This window comes from Paenibacillus sp. B46(2026) (assembly GCF_056786355.1).
Map to the genome: position 1 here is coordinate 4,296,576 of NZ_CM165907.1, position 20,226 is coordinate 4,316,801.

General features: G+C 47.6%; 23 protein-coding genes. 5 read left to right on the forward strand and 18 right to left on the reverse strand.

Annotated features, from left to right (window positions below):
- Nucleotides 1-122 precede the first annotated feature (122 nt).
- The 8 genes from AC1S8V_RS19215 to AC1S8V_RS19250 all read right to left on the reverse strand — a co-directional run bounded on the left by AC1S8V_RS19215 (nt 123) and on the right by AC1S8V_RS19250 (nt 6,992).
- Nucleotides 123-1,244, reverse strand: coding sequence for a D-alanyl-D-alanine carboxypeptidase family protein (locus tag AC1S8V_RS19215; protein ID WP_482074525.1), 1,122 nt, complete (start codon nt 1,242-1,244; stop codon nt 123-125).
- A 245-nt stretch (nt 1,245-1,489) separates the two neighbouring features.
- Nucleotides 1,490-2,314, reverse strand: coding sequence for a purine-nucleoside phosphorylase (locus tag AC1S8V_RS19220; RefSeq protein WP_482070357.1), 825 nt, complete (start codon nt 2,312-2,314; stop codon nt 1,490-1,492).
- Nucleotides 2,315-2,443: 129 nt separating this feature from the next.
- Nucleotides 2,444-3,334 (reverse strand): tyrosine recombinase, encoded by an 891-nt coding sequence (locus AC1S8V_RS19225; protein ID WP_482070358.1) that lies wholly within the window; start codon nt 3,332-3,334, stop codon nt 2,444-2,446.
- 75 nt (nt 3,335-3,409) lie between these two features.
- Nucleotides 3,410-3,652, reverse strand: a complete 243-nt coding sequence (locus tag AC1S8V_RS19230; RefSeq protein WP_482070359.1) for a DUF4227 family protein — start codon at nt 3,650-3,652, stop codon at nt 3,410-3,412.
- A 158-nt stretch (nt 3,653-3,810) separates the two neighbouring features.
- Nucleotides 3,811-4,278: a ferric iron uptake transcriptional regulator gene (gene fur / locus AC1S8V_RS19235; protein WP_090922447.1), complete on the reverse strand. Its 468-nt coding sequence runs from the start codon at nt 4,276-4,278 to the stop codon at nt 3,811-3,813.
- A gap of 107 nt (nt 4,279-4,385) precedes the next feature.
- Nucleotides 4,386-5,015: a stage II sporulation protein M gene (gene spoIIM / locus AC1S8V_RS19240; protein ID WP_017687629.1), complete on the reverse strand. Its 630-nt coding sequence runs from the start codon at nt 5,013-5,015 to the stop codon at nt 4,386-4,388.
- Between the two features lie 160 nt (nt 5,016-5,175).
- A complete protein-coding gene (locus tag AC1S8V_RS19245; RefSeq protein ID WP_482070360.1) occupies nt 5,176-6,396 on the reverse strand; it encodes an endonuclease Q family protein in 1,221 nt (406 codons plus the stop codon).
- A gap of 2 nt (nt 6,397-6,398) precedes the next feature.
- Nucleotides 6,399-6,992, reverse strand: a complete 594-nt coding sequence (locus AC1S8V_RS19250; RefSeq protein ID WP_482070361.1) for an NUDIX domain-containing protein — start codon at nt 6,990-6,992, stop codon at nt 6,399-6,401.
- Nucleotides 6,993-7,302: 310 nt separating this feature from the next.
- On the opposite strand from AC1S8V_RS19250, the gene mciZ reads away from it, so the two are divergent.
- The gene (mciZ, locus tag AC1S8V_RS19255; RefSeq protein WP_336763802.1) at nt 7,303-7,437 is read left to right on the forward strand and encodes a Z-ring formation inhibitor MciZ; all 135 of its coding nucleotides are present in this window, start codon (nt 7,303-7,305) and stop codon (nt 7,435-7,437) included.
- Nucleotides 7,438-7,743: 306 nt separating this feature from the next.
- On the opposite strand, the gene AC1S8V_RS19260 is transcribed toward mciZ, so the two are convergent.
- Nucleotides 7,744-8,877: a M20/M25/M40 family metallo-hydrolase gene (locus AC1S8V_RS19260; protein WP_482070362.1), complete on the reverse strand. Its 1,134-nt coding sequence runs from the start codon at nt 8,875-8,877 to the stop codon at nt 7,744-7,746.
- 305 nt (nt 8,878-9,182) lie between these two features.
- Here AC1S8V_RS19260 and prli42 point away from each other — a divergent pair, with 305 nt between their 5' ends.
- Complete coding sequence (prli42, locus tag AC1S8V_RS19265) at nt 9,183-9,284, forward strand: stressosome-associated protein Prli42 (RefSeq protein ID WP_017687624.1); 102 nt, start codon at nt 9,183-9,185, stop codon at nt 9,282-9,284.
- 25 nt (nt 9,285-9,309) lie between these two features.
- Here prli42 and lipB read toward each other — a convergent pair whose 3' ends face one another.
- The 5 genes from lipB to lpdA all read right to left on the reverse strand — a co-directional run bounded on the left by lipB (nt 9,310) and on the right by lpdA (nt 15,214).
- The gene (gene lipB / locus AC1S8V_RS19270) at nt 9,310-10,017 is read right to left on the reverse strand and encodes a lipoyl(octanoyl) transferase LipB (protein WP_482074526.1); all 708 of its coding nucleotides are present in this window, start codon (nt 10,015-10,017) and stop codon (nt 9,310-9,312) included.
- Between the two features lie 116 nt (nt 10,018-10,133).
- The gene (locus tag AC1S8V_RS19275; RefSeq protein ID WP_482070363.1) at nt 10,134-11,585 is read right to left on the reverse strand and encodes a dihydrolipoamide acetyltransferase family protein; all 1,452 of its coding nucleotides are present in this window, start codon (nt 11,583-11,585) and stop codon (nt 10,134-10,136) included.
- Between the two features lie 47 nt (nt 11,586-11,632).
- Nucleotides 11,633-12,619 (reverse strand): alpha-ketoacid dehydrogenase subunit beta, encoded by a 987-nt coding sequence (locus tag AC1S8V_RS19280; protein ID WP_017687621.1) that lies wholly within the window; start codon nt 12,617-12,619, stop codon nt 11,633-11,635.
- Nucleotides 12,620-12,621: 2 nt separating this feature from the next.
- Nucleotides 12,622-13,650, reverse strand: a complete 1,029-nt coding sequence (locus AC1S8V_RS19285; RefSeq protein WP_169482025.1) for a thiamine pyrophosphate-dependent dehydrogenase E1 component subunit alpha — start codon at nt 13,648-13,650, stop codon at nt 12,622-12,624.
- A gap of 139 nt (nt 13,651-13,789) precedes the next feature.
- A complete protein-coding gene (lpdA, locus tag AC1S8V_RS19290) occupies nt 13,790-15,214 on the reverse strand; it encodes a dihydrolipoyl dehydrogenase (RefSeq protein WP_482070364.1) in 1,425 nt (474 codons plus the stop codon).
- A 232-nt stretch (nt 15,215-15,446) separates the two neighbouring features.
- On the opposite strand from lpdA, the gene AC1S8V_RS19295 reads away from it, so the two are divergent.
- Complete coding sequence (locus tag AC1S8V_RS19295; RefSeq protein WP_017687618.1) at nt 15,447-15,764, forward strand: DUF2627 domain-containing protein; 318 nt, start codon at nt 15,447-15,449, stop codon at nt 15,762-15,764.
- 63 nt (nt 15,765-15,827) lie between these two features.
- Complete coding sequence (locus AC1S8V_RS19300; protein ID WP_482070365.1) at nt 15,828-16,175, forward strand: potassium channel family protein; 348 nt, start codon at nt 15,828-15,830, stop codon at nt 16,173-16,175.
- An 8-nt stretch (nt 16,176-16,183) separates the two neighbouring features.
- Here AC1S8V_RS19300 and AC1S8V_RS19305 read toward each other — a convergent pair whose 3' ends face one another.
- Nucleotides 16,184-16,396 (reverse strand): hypothetical protein, encoded by a 213-nt coding sequence (locus AC1S8V_RS19305; RefSeq protein ID WP_482070366.1) that lies wholly within the window; start codon nt 16,394-16,396, stop codon nt 16,184-16,186.
- A 177-nt stretch (nt 16,397-16,573) separates the two neighbouring features.
- Here AC1S8V_RS19305 and AC1S8V_RS19310 point away from each other — a divergent pair, with 177 nt between their 5' ends.
- Nucleotides 16,574-17,173, forward strand: a complete 600-nt coding sequence (locus AC1S8V_RS19310) for a thymidine kinase (protein ID WP_062835251.1) — start codon at nt 16,574-16,576, stop codon at nt 17,171-17,173.
- A 113-nt stretch (nt 17,174-17,286) separates the two neighbouring features.
- Here the strand turns inward: AC1S8V_RS19310 and AC1S8V_RS19315 are convergent, their stop codons facing one another.
- The 3 genes from AC1S8V_RS19315 to AC1S8V_RS19325 form a co-directional block, all read right to left on the reverse strand.
- Nucleotides 17,287-17,763, reverse strand: coding sequence for a hypothetical protein (locus AC1S8V_RS19315; protein ID WP_017687614.1), 477 nt, complete (start codon nt 17,761-17,763; stop codon nt 17,287-17,289).
- A 535-nt stretch (nt 17,764-18,298) separates the two neighbouring features.
- Nucleotides 18,299-18,949 (reverse strand): hypothetical protein, encoded by a 651-nt coding sequence (locus AC1S8V_RS19320; protein WP_482070367.1) that lies wholly within the window; start codon nt 18,947-18,949, stop codon nt 18,299-18,301.
- Nucleotides 18,950-19,162: 213 nt separating this feature from the next.
- Nucleotides 19,163-20,200 carry an NAD(P)/FAD-dependent oxidoreductase gene (locus AC1S8V_RS19325; protein WP_482070368.1) on the reverse strand — a complete coding sequence of 346 codons (1,038 nt, stop codon included), beginning with the start codon at nt 20,198-20,200 and terminating at the stop codon, nt 19,163-19,165.
- Nucleotides 20,201-20,226: the final 26 nt, after the last annotated feature.

Sequence of the window (20,226 nt, forward strand, 5' to 3'; positions counted from 1 at the left end):
TCTTGAACAAGGATTTCTACGTTTCCGAAGGCTTTTCCTGCCCCCCGACAAAACTAGAAGAAAAACCCTATTTAACTACAAAATATGTTCGAAGGATGTGTGGAACTCGCGTAATTCGCCGTTTAATCAAACAGGTTGGACGTCGTCCGCTTGAACAGCTTCCACCAGCCAGCTTTATTCACGTCCTGTGGCGCCTGAATGTCGAATTCCTTAATGACGTCGTTGCCCTGGTAAACCACCAGTTTACCTATACTTTGCCCAGCTTTGATCGGGGCTTTCAATTCTTTGGCAACCAACAATTCATGCCGGATGTCATTGGATTTGGCGTCTTTGCGCATCAGCACACTATAATTTTGCGTGGCATTCAGAGGCAACTCGGCAACTTCACCTTTTTCGATTTTCAGACTGCCCAGCAGATCTCCTGCCTTGTAGAGAGCCTTCATTGTATATTGACTAAAGGCATAGTCAAACATCGAAGACACTTCGCTGTTCCGTGTTTTGGTATTCGGTTCACCGAGTACCACGGAAACGACACGCAGTCCATCCTTGGACGCTGTTGCGGAGAGACAGAACTTCGCTTCGGACGTGTAACCTGTTTTCAAACCGTCTGCCCCTTGATAAAAACGAACCAGCTTGTTCGTGTTCACCAGCCAGAATGGCTTTTCCGTATCTTTGCGAAGGTAATCCTGATATGCACCGGTGTACTTCGTAATCCCGGAATGTTTCAGCAGTTCACGGCTCATGACGGCAATGTCATGGGCGGAAGAATAATGATTATCCACCGGAAGGCCGTTACAGTTGGCAAAATGAGTATCCTTCATGCCAAGCTCCTTCGCACGCTCATTCATCAGCTGTACAAAGGCTTCTTCCGAGCCAGCAATCTTCTCGGCTATAGCCACCGAGGCATCATTGCCTGAAGCCATCGCGATCCCTTTTAACATATCATCAACTGTCATTTCTTCCCCGGGCTCCAGAAAGATCTGCGAACCGCCCATGGAAGCTGCATATTCGCTCGTTCTTACTTTGTCGGTCAGCTTCAGCTTGCCCGAGTCGATCGCTTCGATTGTAAGCAGCATCGTCATAATCTTCGTAATGCTCGCCGGAGGCAGCTGATCATGACTGTTTTTCTCATAAATGACGGTTCCCGTGTCTGCATCCATTAAGATCGCAGAGCGTGCCGACGGGGCCAGATCAGTTCCTCCCGCTGCCTTTGGTGTTTCTTCAGCCAATGCCGTTGATGCCATAAGGGACAGCAGGATACAAAGGGTCATGAACGATGCCATTATTCTTTTCTTCACAAGGTTACCTCCTCAAATGACTTGCTTACTGCATGTTCCATGCATGTACTGCTAATCATTGTCGGCCCGTTTCCAGTAAATTATTCCATGTTAAGCATGATTTCCCGAACTTTTATTGAAAAACACAACAAAAAAGGTTACCCCCGATGATTTCTCATTCGAAGAGGTAACCTTCTCTATTCAAATCTTGCTTACATTTGTGGAATAACAGCCAATACCAGCGCCAGGAATGACTCACGAACACGTTCAGTCGTTTCCATCACCTCATCGTGCGACAGCGGCTGATCCAGAATTCCGGCAGCCATGTTGCTGATACAGGAAATACCGAGTACTTCCAGGCCTGCGTGGCGTGCCACGATCACTTCAGATACAGTGGACATGCCCACTGCGTCTGCGCCCAATGTCCGCAGCATTTTGATCTCTGCCGGTGTCTCGTAGTTCGGACCAAGCATACCTGCGTATACCCCTTCACGTACGTTAAAACCTTGTGATGCTGCCGTATCCTTCGCAAGTGTACGCAAGCGGCGGCTATAGGCTTCGGACAGATCCGGGAAACGCACGCCCAGTGCAGCGTCATTTGGTCCGATCAGTGGATTTTTGCCTGTAAGATTCAAGTGATCAGAGATCAGCATCAAGTCTCCAGCTTCATACGACGTATTCACGCCACCCGCAGCATTGGTTACAAGCAGGCTACTTACACCCAATTCTTTCATAACCCGTACCGGGAAGGCTGTCAGTTCCGGACCATATCCTTCGTACATGTGGAAACGGCCTTTCATCATCACAACTGGACGACCTTTGATGGTTCCGACCAGTAGTTCACCTTCATGTCCTTCTACTGTGGACACGGGAAAATGCGGAATATCCTGATAAGCGATGCTTACGCCATCTTCAATCAATTCTGCCAGTACGCCAAGACCCGAACCCAAAATCAAACCGACTTCCGGCTTGATGGAGCTTTTGCTTTGAATATAAGATGCTGCTTCCGAAATCATTTGTTGGTTTAATGCTGTCATGAGATGTATGTTCCTCCTTGAGTTGAAACGATCCGTCTTATGTATAACGGCGTTTGGATGTATTCAATTTATTTTATCCTAAATCGGCCCGATATTCCGCAATTATTTGGGAATGCCATGCGTCAAAATCTATCTTGCCCTCGGATGATGGGTTTCATAGATCTCTTTCATGGTTTTGCGACCATGATTGCCATATTGTTGTCCCGGCTGCTCGACATGGCCCAGCATGTCCTGAACGGCACGTGTGTCCGCCCCATTGGCAATCAGGTGTGCTGCAAACGAATGACGCAGCGTATGCGGCGTAATTTCTTCCGAGATTCCCGCATCCATCGCTGCTTTTTTGAGCAGCTTCCAGAAGCCCTGCCGGGTTAAACGCCTGCCAGACACATTCACGAACAGTGCCTGCTCGTCCGAATCGGTTTTGAGCAACTTGTTGCGGAATTCCTCCACATATACACTTGCCCAATGTGCAGCTGGTGCACCGATGGGAAGGATGCGTTCCTTACCCGCCCCACCGCATCGTATAAAGCGCATACCTGACTGTACATCCCGAATGTCCAGCGCAATCAGTTCCGAGACCCGAATGCCTGTAGCATATAACAGTTCAAGCATCGCTCGATCTCTCACACCCTGCGGTGAACGAATATCAGGCGCTGTCAGCAGTTGTTCGATCTCCTGAATGCTTAACACCTGTGGTGGCGTCTTGTCCGCCTTGGGAGCTTCCACATCAAACGTTGGGTCCTGTATAATATCCCCCCGACGCATCAAAAAATGAAAGTAGGAGCGCAGAGATACGATGCTGCGGGCAATCGTTGCGTTGGCACGCCCTGCCTGTTTGAGCTGACCTGCAAACAGGACGACATGTGTGCGTCTGACCTGATCGGCTTCACGTATGCCATATTCCTTATCTGCAAATTCAATGAACTTGTCCACGTCTCGGAGATACGATTCAAGCGTGCTGCTCGACATCCCTTTATCTTCTTCCAAGTATAAGGCATAGGCGTGTATCGTCTGTTTCATGTACAACGCTCCTCAACTGACAGATCTGCCGTTCTGGCAGACTGCTCCCGTATTTGCATCCCTGGCTGTTCGAAGCTACTCCCCGTACCAATAGAACAAACGGAGACGCTCTGCCATTGTAGGACGTCCTTCTCCATTACCCGGCCAATCCGTTTCCTGAAATACTTTGATTGCATTGCCAGTCGGCATCTGATACTGGTCCACAGGTGAGATCCAGCCATTAAACAGATCCAGAATATGATAGAAAAGATAAACTAATGCAGCAAAAAATAGGATAAATCGAATAAAACGGAGTCCTCTCCGCACTGATATAATCATGGGTATATCCCCCTTCTGATTCAAATCCGGTAATGTCCTTGAATCAGGGTATGTCCATAAACAAAGGTTTATGCCATTCGGGGTAAAATCCAGATCAGTCCGGTGCCAAAAAAGCTCTCCCGTCAAAACCGCCGGTGAGAGCTTGAAGATATGCTATGTTATTCTTCATCTTTGGGTTTCTGTTCATTTTTAGCTTTGCAACGATAACAAATTCCATGAAAGTCCAGTCGGTGATCTACTACCGAAAAGTTGAATTCCCGCTCCAAACGCTCTTCAAGCGGTCCAAGCCAGTCTTCACGTATTTCATCCATACTTCCGCATTGAACACAGATTAAGTGATGATGGTGATGCTTGGATGTATCTCCGCGCAGATCATAACGCGCTACACCGTCGCCGAAGTTGATTTTCTCTACAACATGCAGCTCACTCAGCAGTTCGAGGGTACGGTACACGGTTGCCAGACCGATTTCGGGAGCTTTTTCTTTAACGAGCATGAATACGTCTTCTGCGCTCAGATGATCTTCTTCATTCTCCAGAAGTACTCTTACGGTGGCTTCCCGCTGGGGCGTTAATTTATATCCTTGGGACTGTAGTTGCTGCTTAATTTTATCAATCCGTGCTTCCATTTTCTCCCTCCCCCTAGGAAATCACTGCACACTGCAACTTAACCCACTCTTTTCATTATAGGGGGAGTGCGTAATTAAAGTCAACATTTTACACTACACGGTGCACGCTAGGCCGGTAGTAACATTGGCGTGACCCAGCGCATCATCGCAGGTGTAACCCATGTTTCAAAAGACGCCACGCCGAGCAGCAGTGCAGCCATGACCAAAGTTAACACTATATATGAGGCAAAAGGTCTTTGTCGACCTGGTGTTCGCTGCATCAAAACACGATTGCGAATGATGTATAACGAGAACGTCATGGCCGCCACACTGCAGATCAGCAGGATCGGAATGACGAATAGATTATGCGGTGCCACAGAAACCAGTGCAAACAGCAACCCTTTCCAGGAATACTGCCCAACAAGATACCCCACTGTGAATCCAATGAGCACACCTTTCAGAAAATCCAGAACCAGTATACCGGGTAGTCCAACGACGGATAAACCCAGAATAAAGATCAGACCCACCCATTTCAGATGGAGCATGGCAATGTCCCAATATGCCCCGGTCTCTGTCACCTGTGCACTGTGCTGCACGGTCATGAAGAAATTGCCAAGATAACCCTCCAGGTCCTGACGTTGCTCAAGAGACAATGCGTTGACCATGAGCGCGCCAAAAATGACGCCGACCAGAAACAAGACAGCCACGAATACATATAACGAAGTCTGACCTTTAAATGTAAAGTAGGAAGAGCGCATACAGGTACAAGTCCCCTTTCCGGTATCATGCTGCAAGGATTCTCAGTTACATCCTCATAGTCATTCTTATGAACCGGAATGCACCTGTATGACTTCTTGTCCAGATTGTCTCGACGTGAAGTGTAGCTATATCAGTTGAAATAAAGAATATTTACACGGGTCACTCCGAGGCTCTTTCCTGAACAGTAACCTTCCCGTACGTACCTCCACCTCCGGAGGACAGCTCCAGTTGCCCGTTCCGTGCGGCCACAATCAGGCCTGCCAGCACAGGTCCAACAACCGCAGCAAGTTCTTCCTCACGGGTGCGATGAAGTACGTTCATTTCCGTACCAAAATGGTCCATCAGCTGACGCAACTTGGCTTTCCCAAGTCCCGGAATGAACTCCAGTGGTACCTGATAATGATAGGCCGGTCTGTTTGCAGGAACATGAAGACTCTCCCGATCAGAGATCGCCAGAATGCGGTCCAGCACTCCCTGCACCAGCTTCAGACTGCCACAGTGAGGACAGCGCTCTGCCGACATCGCTTGCTCGTCCATAATACTGCCACACGTTGCACAGTAGGTACGGTGGTACTTGCCCAGCCTTGGATTCAGTCCATAATTAGCGGCAATGCTCCTGCCTGCTTCTCCTTGGAGTGCCATACGGAATTCATCAAAAGAAGGTGCAGCAACTTGCAGCTCGTTATACTCCCGTCCAATCTTGCCAAGGGAGTGCGCATCCGAATTGGTCAGGAACGGAACATGATCCAATTCCCGAATATAACTGGCCATCGATGAATCGGAGCTTAATCCCAGTTCGACAGCATCCACAAGACAAGTATCCAGTACATCGCCCATACGGGGCGCCGTGCTGCCATAGATGCCTTTATGAGGTGTAAATACATGTGCAGGCACAATAAGCCCACCACGGGCCTTAATCTCGGCCTGCATCTCAAGAGCAGGAACATATACCCGCTGAGAGCTGAGGTTCACATTTTTCATATAACGCTTCATCCAGTCCGTGAAGGACTTCATCGTTCTCAGATCACGGAAGTACGCCAGCATATGGAATTCACGCATTCCAGGCTCGCGCAGCTCAATCTCTGTACCCAGCAGAATGGTGGTGTCCTGGTAGGCAATGCCACCTCCCTCAATCTCGGACATCGTACCACTCTCCAGCAATTGCTCAATATCCATCTGTACAACGGGAGAATGACAATCAATAACACCAAGCAAATGAATTCCTTTGCGATCCGATGCTTCCCGAGCAATATTCTCAAATGTCAGATCGCGACTGCCACTGATTTTAACGGCCTCGCCGCGAGACGTACGTCCGATGTGAATATGCAGGTCTGTATAACAGGGCTCCCACATCGTGGACGTTTCCAGTTGGTCTTGCATCCTTAGAACCGTCCTGTCGTTCTGTAGAGGTCCCACGCGTACACAGCCATCATCGTTTTGGCATCACTAATCCGGTTATCGTCCATGAGTGCGTAGGCTTCCTCCAGTGTGATCTCGGATACTTCAAGGAATTCATCTTCGTCCAGCTCCATATCTCCGGCTTCCAACTCTTCAGCGATGTAAAGATGAATGATCTCATCTGCGAAGCCCGGTGACGTGTAGAACGAACGCAAATGACGCAGCGACTTGGCTACATATCCCGTCTCTTCTCGCAATTCACGTGCTGCTGCAACTTCCGGCTCTTCTCCCGGGTCCAGTTTTCCCGCAGGAATCTCCACTTCGGTGCGTCCCATTGCCTGACGATACTGATCCACAACAAGCATGCGATCCCCATTCAGAGCAAGTACAGCTACCGCTCCAGGGTGCCGGATAATCTCACGTGTAGCCGTCTGGCCGTTCGGCAATTTAACGGTATCGACTTGAAGTGAAATCACTTTGCCCTCGAAGATTGGCTTGGTGGATACGGTGACTTCATCCAGTTTTGGATTGGCAGGTTGCGCCGAGTGGATGGATTGGGCAGATTGGTTTGGTTTCATTGGTTCTTCAACTCCATATCGTTGGATTATATATAAATGGACTAAAAATATTTACACTAACCACTCCGATGACAGAACAACCCTTCGATCGCTGTTATCCCCAGATTTTTTTGATTTCTTTCTCTAATAGATAAAATTTGGTTATAAAGGCGAACGCTCCGCTTCTCTTGGTTATTTCTGTCCTCTCCGTTCTTGTGTAAAGGATTAGCTCAATTTATATATTCTGTTAATGTATATATCTCTGATTTTGGGCATATGGTGAACTTATAGAACTCTCACAGCAAATATAAACGAATCAGGGGGACTTTCGATGAACAGTTATTTGACGCCTCAATCCGTACACGTGGTAGGACAAGCCCGGCAAGTACAGCTCATACTCAAGCAATGGTTGCGCGAGTGGGGCCCGGATGCCAAGTTAATCGATCTGCTCGCTGGACGTAAATAAACGAATCGAAACATGGTTCCATTGGATCCTAAAATGAACGAGTCTTCTCCCTTGAAATATAACATGAATTCACAAAAAGTCCGAATCCGATACTAGGGCGTGTCTCAAAACTCGCTGAAGTGCATCTTTTACCGCCTTTTCGCCCCCTGCTGCGTCACTTTCCCTTGACGTGCCCCGGCACGCCTGCGGAAAATTTCCTGGCTTGGAACGAAAATTCGGCAAAATCTGCTTCCTTCGGAGTTTTCAGACACGTCCTAACCGGGTTCGGACTTTTGTCTAACAACATTTGAGGTAACATGTTCTATATTATTTTTTATCAGCTGCCGTTTCCTGAATAATAGCTACGACTACCTGGGATAACTTCACAATGTCTTCGGCACGAATGCGTTCTTTGGTTGTATGAATATCCTCATACCCTACCGCCAGGTTCACTGTCGGGATGTTAAATCCGTTAAAGATATTGGCATCACTGCCACCACCGGAAGCAAACGTACTTGTCTCCAGCCCAATACTGCGGATGGCACGCTGTGCAAGCTGTACAACTTCGTGTTCATCATGGAAACCAAATGCGGGATACAGGATCTCACTTCTGAATTCGGCAGTAGCACCGTATTTGCGACATGTCGTTTCCAGCGCGTCACGCATCTGTGCAACCTGCAATTCGACTTTCTCCTGCACAATACTGCGGGCTTCCGCTTCAAGCTGTACAAAGTCACATACCACATTGAGTGGTGATCCACCCTGGAATTTGCCAATGTTCGCTGTTGTCTCATCATCAATTCTGCCCAGTGTCATCGCTGCAATTGCTTTGGCTGCAACCTGAATGGCGCTGATCCCGTCTTCCGGATTCACGCCCGCATGTGCGGACTTCCCATAGATGCTCATTTGAATTTCAGCTCTGGCCGGTGCAGCAACACAGATCGTGCCTACAGCTCCATTAGAGTCCAGCGCATAACCGAACTCGGCATCAATATCCTTCGGATTCATGGCACGTGCACCCACCAGACCAGACTCCTCGCCGACCGTAATGACAAATTGAATTTTACCATGCGGAATTTTGTTTTCCTGAATAACACGAATCGCTTCGAACAACGCCGCAATTCCGGCCTTGTCATCTGCTCCCAGGATCGTTGTTCCATCACTGCGAATCCAGCCATCTTCACCCAGTTCAGGCTTAATTCCCTGTCCCGGCGTTACGGTGTCCATATGACATGTGAAAAAGATCGGTGCAACCCCTTCTGTTCCTTCGGCTTCCCAGGTGATGACGAGGTTTCCGGCGCCATGTCCGCTTTGCTCCATGGTATCATCCTCATAGACATGAAGACCAAGATCTGCAAACTGTTCTTTTAACACCTTCGAGATGTTCTGTTCATTTTTTGTTTCACTATCAATCTGCACCAGCTCCATGAACTGATCGATAACACGTTGTTGTTTAATCATAGGACTTTCCTCCCTCTCGTGGATACGGTACAATACAATTACTATGGCTTGTTTATTTTATGAGGTTGTTCAAAAAGTCCGCTTTTGATTACGAAGGATGCCTGACGGCATCATCAGCATCGAATATGGAATTCAGCCGAAATAAGCGGGAGGCTTACGAAGTATGTTTCCTTTGGAAACATTGTGGTTGCTCACGTAGTTTTCCCTACGCTCCGCTACTCCATTTCTACCTTCATCCCATCTTCTTGGTACTGAAAACCAGTCTTTTTGAACACACACTTTATGTTGAAAGGAGTTCTCTCATCATGCAAAAAAAGAAATGGTTCAAAATCATCATCTATCTCATGCTGATCGCCATGATCGGGTCCACCCTTTTCATAGCTCTCGAACCGTTGCTGTTCGGATAGCAACCTGAAGCCTTTTGACGGTCTGTTACAGACGTTGAAGGGCTTCTTTTTCGCTCACCCAGGTGATCTCATAGGGGAAAATGTGATTAAAGTACGGAACAATCTCGCGTGCTACCTGCTCCACTGTATAAGACCTGCCTGTTATATCCTCCAGTGAGGTAACGCCATACTGCTCAATTCCACAAGGAACAATCCCCTGAAAACCAGCATGTTGAATGCCTGAAGTGATGTTAAATGCAAATCCGTGACTTGTCACAAAACCGCGGCGGTGTTTGCAACGATTAAACTTGATGCCGATTGCAGCGATCTTCATATCGCCAATCCACACACCGGTGTACCCCTTTTTGCGCCCGGCTTCAACACCCTCATCTGCGAGATAATCCATAAGGACCTGCTCGAGTTTCCGTAAATAGCCGTGTAGATCCAGGTCTTCATCCCGACCAAGAATCAATAACGGGTAACCTACTAACTGGCCCGGGCCATGATAAGTAATATCACCGCCACGGTCAATTTGAAACAAGGAAATCCCTTGCTCGCGCAACTCTTCCGGACTGAGAAGCAGATGCTCCGGATGATTCTGTGAGCCGATCGTATACGTTGGCGGGTGCTGCAAGAGCAGCATCTTCTCCGCTCCCTCGCCCTCATCCAATCGCTGCACAATCTCTTTCTGGCGGTTCCAAGCCTCTTCATAATCAAGCATCGGTATGTATGCAACATCCAGCGGCTTGCTCATGATTTCCCCACACCCTTCTGATTCATGTTCAATGCAAAATTGAGCCCCTGTCCGTAGACAGCCGGAAAAGTGCACGGCCTGCGGCACATACACTTTCCCGTCCTTCATCTATTTACTTAATACACTTTGCTCTCCAAGGTGTATCCTTCAAGGTTCTCTTTGACACGTTGCAAGAACCGTCCGCTGATTACGCCATCCAGGATTCGGTGATCCAGCGACAGACACAGGTTAGCCATCGAGCGAACGGCGATCATATCATTAATAACCACTGGCTTCTTGACAATGGACTCGAATGTAAGAATCGCTGCCTGCGGGTAGTTAATGATTGGCTGGGACAGGATCGAACCAAATGAACCTGTGTTGTTCACCGTGAACGTACCACCTTGCATGTGGTCCAGCTTTAACGTACCTTCACGTGTTTTACGAGCCAGCTCATCCACTTCACGAGCCAAACCTGCGATATTTCGCTGATCGGCATGTTTGATTACGGGTGTAAGTACGGAATCTTCGGTTCCTACCGCCATGGACAGGTTAATGTCCCGTTTGACGATAATTTTGTCCACTGCCCACACCGAGTTCATGATTGGGTAGTCTTTAATCGCGTTAACGACTCCCTTCATCATGAAGGACAGGTATGTCAGATTGATGCCTTCCTTGCGCTTGAACTCATCCTTGAGTTTATTGCGCAGCATCACAAGATTCGTTACGTCTACTTCAATCATCGTCCATGCATGCGGGATTTCCGATACGCTCTGACGCATATTCCGGGCAATGGCATTACGCACAGGGGTAACATCGATGAAATACTCCGATCTTCCCTGGCCGCCACCTTCCACTTCGATCTGTGGAATTTTCGGGCTTTCGGTTAGATGAATGCCTGAATGTCTCACAGGAACACCTGCATCGGACGCTGAGATCGCTTCTCCAGCGGTTAAACCCATTTCACCATTTCCACGATTCACTCCGCTGAATGGAGAAGCAGATGGCACACCAGAAGGTGTATGCTGTGCTGCTGGAGATGCTGCTTGTGCAGACGCAGACGATCCAGCCGCGTTACCTCCTTGTGCAACAAATGCCAGCACATCTTTACGAGTAATACGACCGCCGGCTCCAGTACCCTGGATGCTTTGCAAGTTCAAGCCATGCTCTGCTGCCAAGGATTGTACTGCCGGGGAATACCGATTGCGCATCGGCTGATTGGGGTCATGTACTGCTGTATTTGAGGCGGCAACAGGAGTGTGGCTCGCATGTTGCTGCACTTGCTCCTGTTGCTGCGATACTTGTGTTACTTGCTCAGCCGCTTCTTCGTCGGAAGCTGCGACTTGCATGCGGCAGATTGCTTCACCAACAGCAATCGTTGTGCCCTCTTCTACCAAAAGATCACCCATAATTCCATCCACAGTGGATGGAATCTCGGCATTGACTTTATCGGTGATTACTTCACAGATCGGCTCGTACTGTTCCACACGGTCGCCCGGTTTTTTCAACCATTTGCCTATGGTAGCCGAGACCAGCGATTCCGCCAATTGCGGCATAATGACCTCGATCCATTTCATACGTTCAGCCATTTGATTATCACTCCAAACTTTACTTTTAAACGATCCTAAAAACGTAATTAAAACTCGGCCAGTGTACGCATTGCTGCTTTGGCTTTGTCCTTGCTCAGCATGTAGAATTTCTCCAATGTTGGGCTAATCGGCATGGCCGGCACGTCAGGTCCGCAAAGACGCTGAATCGGTGCATCCAGTTCAAATAGACATTCCTCGCTAATAATAGCGGCAACCTCGGCACCTACACCACCGGTTTTGTTATCTTCGTGTACAATCAGCACCTTGCCTGTCAGACGAGCGGAAGCAATAATGGCTTCGCGATCCAACGGTTGCAATGTGCGCAGATCCAGAACATGGGCTGTAATGCCTTCTTCCCGTTCCAGCTCCTCAGCAGCCTGCATCACAAAATGCAGCGGCTGGCTGTAACCAATCACCGTAATATCCGCACCTTCACGAAGTACGTTGGCTTTACCAATCGGAACGATGTAATCATCTTCAGGCACATCTTCCTTGATGAGCTTGTAGCATTTTTTATTTTCAAAAAAGAGTACCGGGTCCGGATCGCGAATGGCCGCTTTGAGCAATCCCTTTGCATCGTATGCCGAGTAGGGAGCTATAATTTTCAGACCAGGCGTACCAAAGAAGATCGATTCCGGACATTGGGAGTGGTACAACCCACCAAAGATTCCTCCGCCAATCGGCGCACGGATAACAATCGGACAACTCCAATCATTGTTGGAACGATAGCGAATTTTCGCCGCTTCACTAATGATCTGGTTCGTTGCTGGCAGCATAAAGTCCGAATATTGCATTTCGGCAATTGGCTTCATGCCATACATCGCAGCACCAATGGCAACACCTGCAATAGCTGATTCAGACAAAGGTGTGTCCATCACCCGCATTTCGCCAAACTGATCTTGCAACCCTTTAGTTGTGGTAAACACACCACCTTTGAGACCTACGTCTTCACCAAGGATAAAAACATTCTCATCCCGTTCCATCTCTTCTTTCATCGCGAGACGGATTGCATCAATATATTCCATCACTGCCATACTTACCGTCCCCCTTCTTCGCTGTCCGCATAAACGTGCGTCAGAGTGTCCTCAGGTTTTGGATATGGCGCGTTGTCTGCATATTCAGTTGCTTCTTTCATTTCCAGCGCAAGCTGGGAAGCCAGATCCGCATCCCGGGCTTCATCCCAGATGCCGCAATCGATCAAATAGTTTTTCATGCGAGGAACGCCATCTTTCTTCCAGTTCTCCTCCACTTCCTCTTTGGTCCGGTAAGCCAGATCATTGTCGGAGGTGGAATGAGGTGACAACCGATACATCATCGCTTCAATCAGTGTCGGGCCTTCCCCGGCTATAGCACGGCGACGCGCTTCCTTCACTGCAGCGTATACTTCCAGTGCATCGTTACCATCTACACGCAGTCCGGGGAACCCGTACCCTTGTGCTCGATCGGATATTTTGCCGCTCAGCTGTTTGTGAATCGGCACCGAAATTGCATACTGATTGTTCTCACACATAATAATGACAGGCAATTTGTGCACACCTGCAAAGTTGGCTCCTTCGTGGAAGTCACCCTGATTGCTTGATCCTTCACCAAACGTAACAAAAGAAACAAATTCTTGCTTCTTCATTTTGGCAGCGAGCGCAAATCCAACAGCATGCGGAACCTGTGTTGTAACCGGGCTGGAACCCGTCACAATCCGCAGCTTTTTGTGACCGAAGTGACCCGGCATTTGCCGACCACCACTATTCGGATCTTCTGCCTTCGCAAAAGCAGACAACATCAACTCACGCGGAGTCATGCCTACGGCCAGTACAAAGCCGTAATCGCGGTAATAAGGTAAATAATAATCGTGATCCCGATCCAGACCAAAAGCAGCGCCTACTTGTGCAGCTTCCTGTCCTACACCGGATACGTGAAAGTTAATTTTGCCGGCCCGCTGCAAGAGCAAGCAACGCTCGTCAAACTTGCGTGCGAGCAGCATGTATTTGTACATATCCAATACTTCACCATCGCTAAGTCCCAGCTGTTGATGCCTGTGGACCGCGTCTGCAGTACCTTTTGAACTCATATGAGGTACCTCCTTTTAATCAGAGCCTGTGCCAGTCTTACTACCCGATCTTATAACCTGGTACTAAGACTTGGCTTAACCTTATTATAATCCCTTTTACCCAAAAAAGGAAAGGACCTTTCTCATAAGCCTGTTTGACTTATATTCCAATGGCCTTTCCATCGACCGCCAGCATGGCTTCACCCATGATTTCCGACAGAGAAGGGTGTGGATGGATGGTTTGTCCGACTTCCCAAGGTGTAGCATCCAGCATCTGAGCCAGTGAGGCTTCAGCGATTAATTCCGTCACATGGGTTCCAATCATATGTACCCCCAATATATCATTCGTTTTGGCATCTGCAATCACCTTCACGAATCCATCACGACTTCCGTGAATGAGCGATTTGCCAATAGCCTGGAACGGGAATTTACCTGTTTTAATATCATAGCCACGTTCTTTGGCTTCACGCTCGGTAAATCCGATGCTGGCTGCTTCTGGACGTGTATACACACAGCGCGGAATAAGGTGGGATTCTACGGCATGTACCGTTTCGCCCGCCAGATGATTGACAGCGAGAATACCTTCATGACTTGCGGCATGTGCAAGCTGCAAACCACCGATGCAATCACCAATGGCATAGATGTGACCTTCACCTGTTTGTAACTGTTTGTTCACAGCGATGAAGCCGCGTTCCAATTTTATATCTGTATTTTCGAGTCCGATATTTTCAACATTGGCCTGACGTCCAACCGACACAAGCATTTTCTCCGCTCTCAACGTTTCTTGCTTTTCTTCTCCAAGCTGCACATCAATCTGGATGCCCTCTTGATCCGTGCTATATGTTTCCGTTAGAACGTTGGCACCTGTCAGGAAACGAACCCCCCGTTTGCCGAGTAATCGCTGCATTTCTCTGGCAACATCCTCATCCTCGGCAGGCAACACGTGAGCAGCTGCTTCTACCACTGTGATTTCTACGCCAAAGTCATTCAGCATGGATGCCCACTCCAGTCCAATCACACCACCACCGACAATAATGAGTGATGCAGGAAGCTCATCCATACGCAGGGCTTCGTCACTGCTCATAATGAACTTGCCGTCTGGTTCCAGGCCCGGCAGCACACGTGGACGCGAACCAGTCGCAATGATGAGATTGGTTGGAACTACCGTATCCATCTCTCCATCTTCAAACTCCACAGCGACTGCTCCGCTCTGCGGTGAGAAGATGGATGGTCCGATGACGCGACCTTTCGCGTGTACAACCTGGATCTTATTTTTTTTCATCAAATATTGAACGCCCTGATGGAGTTGCTCCACAATCGCATCCTTGCGCGCCTGTACTTTGGGAAATACAAGTGTGGCTCCAGCTGTCTCGATCCCATACGTCTCGCTCTCCTGAATCTCGGCATACACTTCCGCGCTTTTCAGCAAAGCCTTACTCGGAATACAGCCACGGTGCAGGCAGGTTCCACCAAGTTTGTCCTTCTCAATAATAACGACCTGTTTTCCGAGTTGTGCTGCCCGGATCGCGGCAACGTAACCCCCGGTACCTCCTCCAAGTATTGCAACATCACATGTAATTGGCATCTCTCATGCTCTCCTCTATGAATCAAATTTCAATATAAATGTATTAGATGATGATAGGTTAACTCATAGTTTGCATATAATCTCTATATACCATTGTACTCTCCTTAAGCGGTCAACTCAAAGTTTGAACCAATCACACATGGACAGCCCATGCATTCCAAGCTATGATGGAATCAGGCATGATCTGTAAGCGTAACCTTTATTTTATGTCGACTTTGGCAGAAAGGGTATAATGCTCATGAATACAAGATTGGTCTTTGCGCGATTCTTGGCGATTGTTGTTTTGGTCATTCCCGGTTTAATGGCAATGAAGGGTTTTCTAATGATGAAAGATGCCCTGTTCCTATATTATGCCGAGCACGGGAACGAACTGATTTCACCAGGTTTCCAGTGGCTTTCCTTCGGCGGTGGACTTGTCCTTTTCGCGGCAGGTATGAGTTTTCTCGGAGGCTGGATCTTGTTCCGTGACCGCAAGCGTAATTATGTAGGTCCCCGTTTCCGATCCAAAAGTGTACCCGAAAAAGCAGAGACGCCCGGAAGGACTCCATGAGTCCGGGCTTTTTGCGTGTTTATACAACACACCGACAACTTTACATAGACAGGATGGATCATCATGGTATCATTTCTAATCACGTTACAGCGATTGCTCAAAGGCATTTTCCATGCGTTCAAAGACCCCAAGTTTCTGGCTTTGTTCGTATTAACTGCGGCTACTTTGCTGTCAGGCACTTTGTTTTACACTCGTGTTGAAGGTCTGCACTGGATCGATGCGTTATATTTCTGCGCGGTTACCCTGACTACGGTGGGACATCCTGAATTTGTGCCATCCACCGGATTCAGCAAAGCCTTTACCGTGATCTACATGTTTGCAGGCATTGGTCTTACCTTTGCCATGATTGCCAGAATTACAGCAGGTATTCTATTCCCTCGCAAATTAAAGACAGAAGAGGACCCGGAGTAATCTCCGAGTCATTCGTATAATGCATCCCGCAGTTTGGTAGACATACGTGATTCTTTGGAAGAGGACTTCAATATCGTTCTGCGCAAGGTAAGGTTACTTGCCTGCAGTCTCTCCGCTTCTGCGAACAGTTCTGCAAATAACGCCTGCGTAGCTTCATCCAGGGATGTCTGCTCTTTCAAGCTTTCATATCGCTCTTGCAGTGATGTTAATGCTTCACTCATCGTAAACACCTCTTTTCCATAACTCCTGTTAAATAGCTGCCGGAACCAACGGCTTAACATTCCATATAGTAACACAAAGCTGCTGAGATTAGTTCTGGCTCTTACCAAAGATTTTGTGGTACTCTGTAATGGTCGCTTTTTTTGTTGAATCCCGTATGTGAGAGGAGTAGCAGCACCGTGCAAACAGGACGTATTACCGTAATTACTGGACCCATGTTCAGTGAAAAATCCGGTGAACTCATTCGCCGTTGTCAGAAATTAATTCAATTTGGCCGTAAAAAGGTTGTGGCCTACAAACCAGCCGAGGATGATCGATTTGCCCAGGACGAGATCGTGAGCCGAATTGGTTATCGGTTACCTGCTCATTCCATTCCCCGGCAATTAACCCCGGAATCCGTAGAAATGATCCTGAACCAAACCATAGATGCTGATGTTGTTGCATTTGATGAAGTACAATTTTTCAGCAGTGCCATTATGGAACTGGTCTCGGAGCTAGCCTATTGTGGCAAACATGTTATTGTGGACGGACTTAATATGGATTACCGTGGTAAGGAATTCGGATATGTCGGCGGTCTGCTCGCCATGGCAGATGACATTGAGAAACTCTCGGCTTTCTGTGCGGTATGTGGCAGCCCGGATGCTGCCTTTACGCAACGGATCGTCAATGGTGAACCCGTTACCTTGGGTCCGGTTGTCATGATCGGCGATTCAGAAGCTTACGAGCCTCGCTGTCGTTGCTGCTTTATTCCTCCTCACAAAGTTGAATGCTCTTCATAATTTCTAAGAGATCTCTGAGATCTCCAAAAAGCCCTTATGGGCTTTTTTTGTTGTAGCTGAGCATGCGTACAAAAAAGCACCGCTTCTCAGCGATGCTTGCAGGTCACTTCCCGCTAGTCCCGGGAAACAAAATATTTGTTGGTCATGTAGTAAGCGTCACCACGCGACGTTTCCACCATTCCTTTTTTTGCATCCAAAAATACAATCTCTTTACACTTGGTGCAGTACCATTTCGTACGCTTATATGGAGATTCCGTCACGTAAGCCGTGCCGCATTTACAATCAATCTTCATTAATAACTCGGTTGATTTGTAAGCACTAGACAAGCGTTCCAGGTTATCCTGCTGCTGTGTAGGCATAATCGTCTGCTGATAATCCGATAAATGATTCTGAACCTTGAAATCTGCAACCAATCCTGCATTCAATCCAAAAAACTCCTTGCCAATTTCGGTCACGAAGCGCTTCTCATTTCTGTAGCAATCCAGCCACTCAATAATCTGCTTATTAGACAGTGGAACCGTACCCTTGATACCGCTGTTTAAGGTGTAGGTCATGATGTATAAAGTATCGTCTTGTCTACCTGAGTACATTAGAATCCTCCTTCGAATACATTTGCTAATGTACTACAAAAACGCGCATAAATCAAAGCAATGTTATTTCCTGAGCGCATCTCTTCTTATTAAATGGGGAACATTCCTCGTTCATCCGCCAAAGACTTACAAGAACTGCATACACCTGAAACATTTCCCTGTGGGGCCGCATAATGCACGACCGATTTAACATTTTTCTTGCATATGGAACAGTAGTGCCTCCTTTCCTTTTTTGGGGTGTAGTCCGATAGCTTCACTACGTTTTTGTTCAGTCGGAATCGGCGTAAAAAGCCCGGCCAGTTCATCTCGCTTCACTCTTTCTTGTTCGCCTACTTTTGTAGTCGTTTTTTCGCTCTGGGCTAAAAATCATCGCGCCTTTTTTTATGTATACGATTCCAAGTTGTGCATGCCTATCTCATAATCTATTCGACGTTTTGAGCGTTTTTCCTGTTTTTAATCTCTACACATATAAAAAAAACCGACAGAACCTGCTTTCCTAATTTTCGGAAGAACAGTAATTTAGTCGGTTCCAGCCTTATTTATAAAAAGTTCCCAGAACGTCCAGCTCTGGTGAGCGCTCAATTCGAAAAGGATAGATGTAGCCCTGCTTCATTCGGGTAAATTTGCGACTCCACAGGTCCAGTCCGGATGTGAACTGATAGGCCTGATATATAAACTTGGAACAGTAATTGCGATCAATACTATGCAGATTGGTCTGCAAACGGTAGTATTTCACCTGTTTGTAATGGTCCTGTACCCACCCAGCTGCCTTCATCCCTGCCTCATTCAATCTGGAACGGAATACAATGAACCGATCGCCTTCATAGAAACGGGTGATATACCAATCCAGTGAATCAGCAAATACAGGCCCATAAGGGTGCACATGATACACTTTGCCGTCGAGCCCGATAATGCCCATATGCCCGGCGTAATACGTTGATTCCGAGCTTGGCGTGTACACGATATCCCCTGGCTCCAACTTCATCTCGCCCAATGCGTTAATCGGCAAGTCCCGATGTAACCGTTTGGCTGCTGAGCGTTCACGCCGACCTTCAACCAATAGACGATGAAGCGCACCGGCAAGTGCGAGATACATTTCAGACCATTTGATTTTTTTCTTATCAGGTCGTTTAAACCAACGCTGAATGAAGGTGAAACCTCGTTGTGGTTGTGAACCCTTTTTCATACGCTGCACTCCACTCTGATCTAGTTATCATAACTTGTTGTTATTCAAATGTTTCTCAGGTTTATTATAGACATTTAGTGGTACATGTTCAATTCAGAGCCTGTTCTATCTTGTGCCATTATGCCTTCTTATTACCCATTTTATGCAAAAAAAGATGACTTCGGAATGAACGAATGAACCCGAAGTCATCTTAATATAACCAATCGCGGAGCTTTATTCTTCTACAACACCAAGGGCTTTATTTTTCTCCTTAAAGCGGCTGTTATGGGAAGAAACATAAGCCACTTTTTCCGCTTCAGGGTCCATGTAAAGCTTCGCACTGTTCACCGCAAGGGCAGCATCCGTGAAGGTACCAGCAATCAGATACAGTTTGCTACCATAATCTACAAAATCGCCTGCGGCAAAAACACCAGGGATATTTGTTTGTAATCTCTCCGTTGTAGTGACGTGCCATTCGCCAAGATCAAGTCCCCAATCCCGGATTGGACCAAAGTCACTCTTCATGCCATGGTTTACAATGACAGCATCGACTTCAAGCAGTTCAGTTTCACCTGTGTCCACGTGTGAAATGGTCACCTGTTCAATCACATCACCACTCAAACTATGCAAGGTCTCTACAGCATACGGTGTACGGACATCCACCGAGGATTCTCTCATGCGCAGTACATTACGCTCCAACCCGCCAAAGCGGTCACGACGATGCACAACTGTAACTTGCTCTGCCAGTGCTTCCAGTTCATTCGCCCAGTCCACAGCAGAGTCACCTCCACCCGAGATCAGCACGCGTTTACCACGGAATGGCTCCAATTCCTGCACGGTATAGTGCAGATTGCTAACCTCGTAACGGTCTGCACCTTCAAGCTCCAGCTTGGCCATTTTATATATACCATATCCAATTGCCAAAATGACGGTACGTGTCCAGTGTTGTTCACCTGTTGCAGAAGTTAACAGAATCGTGCCATCAGGTTGACGCTCGAAACCTTCAATCTGTTGTTCAAACACAAGGGTTGGCTCAAAAGTTCGTGCCTGTTCTTCCAATTGTTTGATCAGATCTTCACACAGAATTGGCGTCACACCTCCAACATCCCAGATCATTTTCTCCGGATAAAAGAGCATGCGACCTCCCAATCTGTCACGTGCTTCAATCAACTTGGTCTTCATATCCCGCATGCCGCTATAAAAGGCAGAGTACATGCCCGCAGGGCCACCGCCGATAATGGTTACATCATAGAGTTCCAACTGATGATTCATATTAAAAATACCTCCGTTAAATTCGA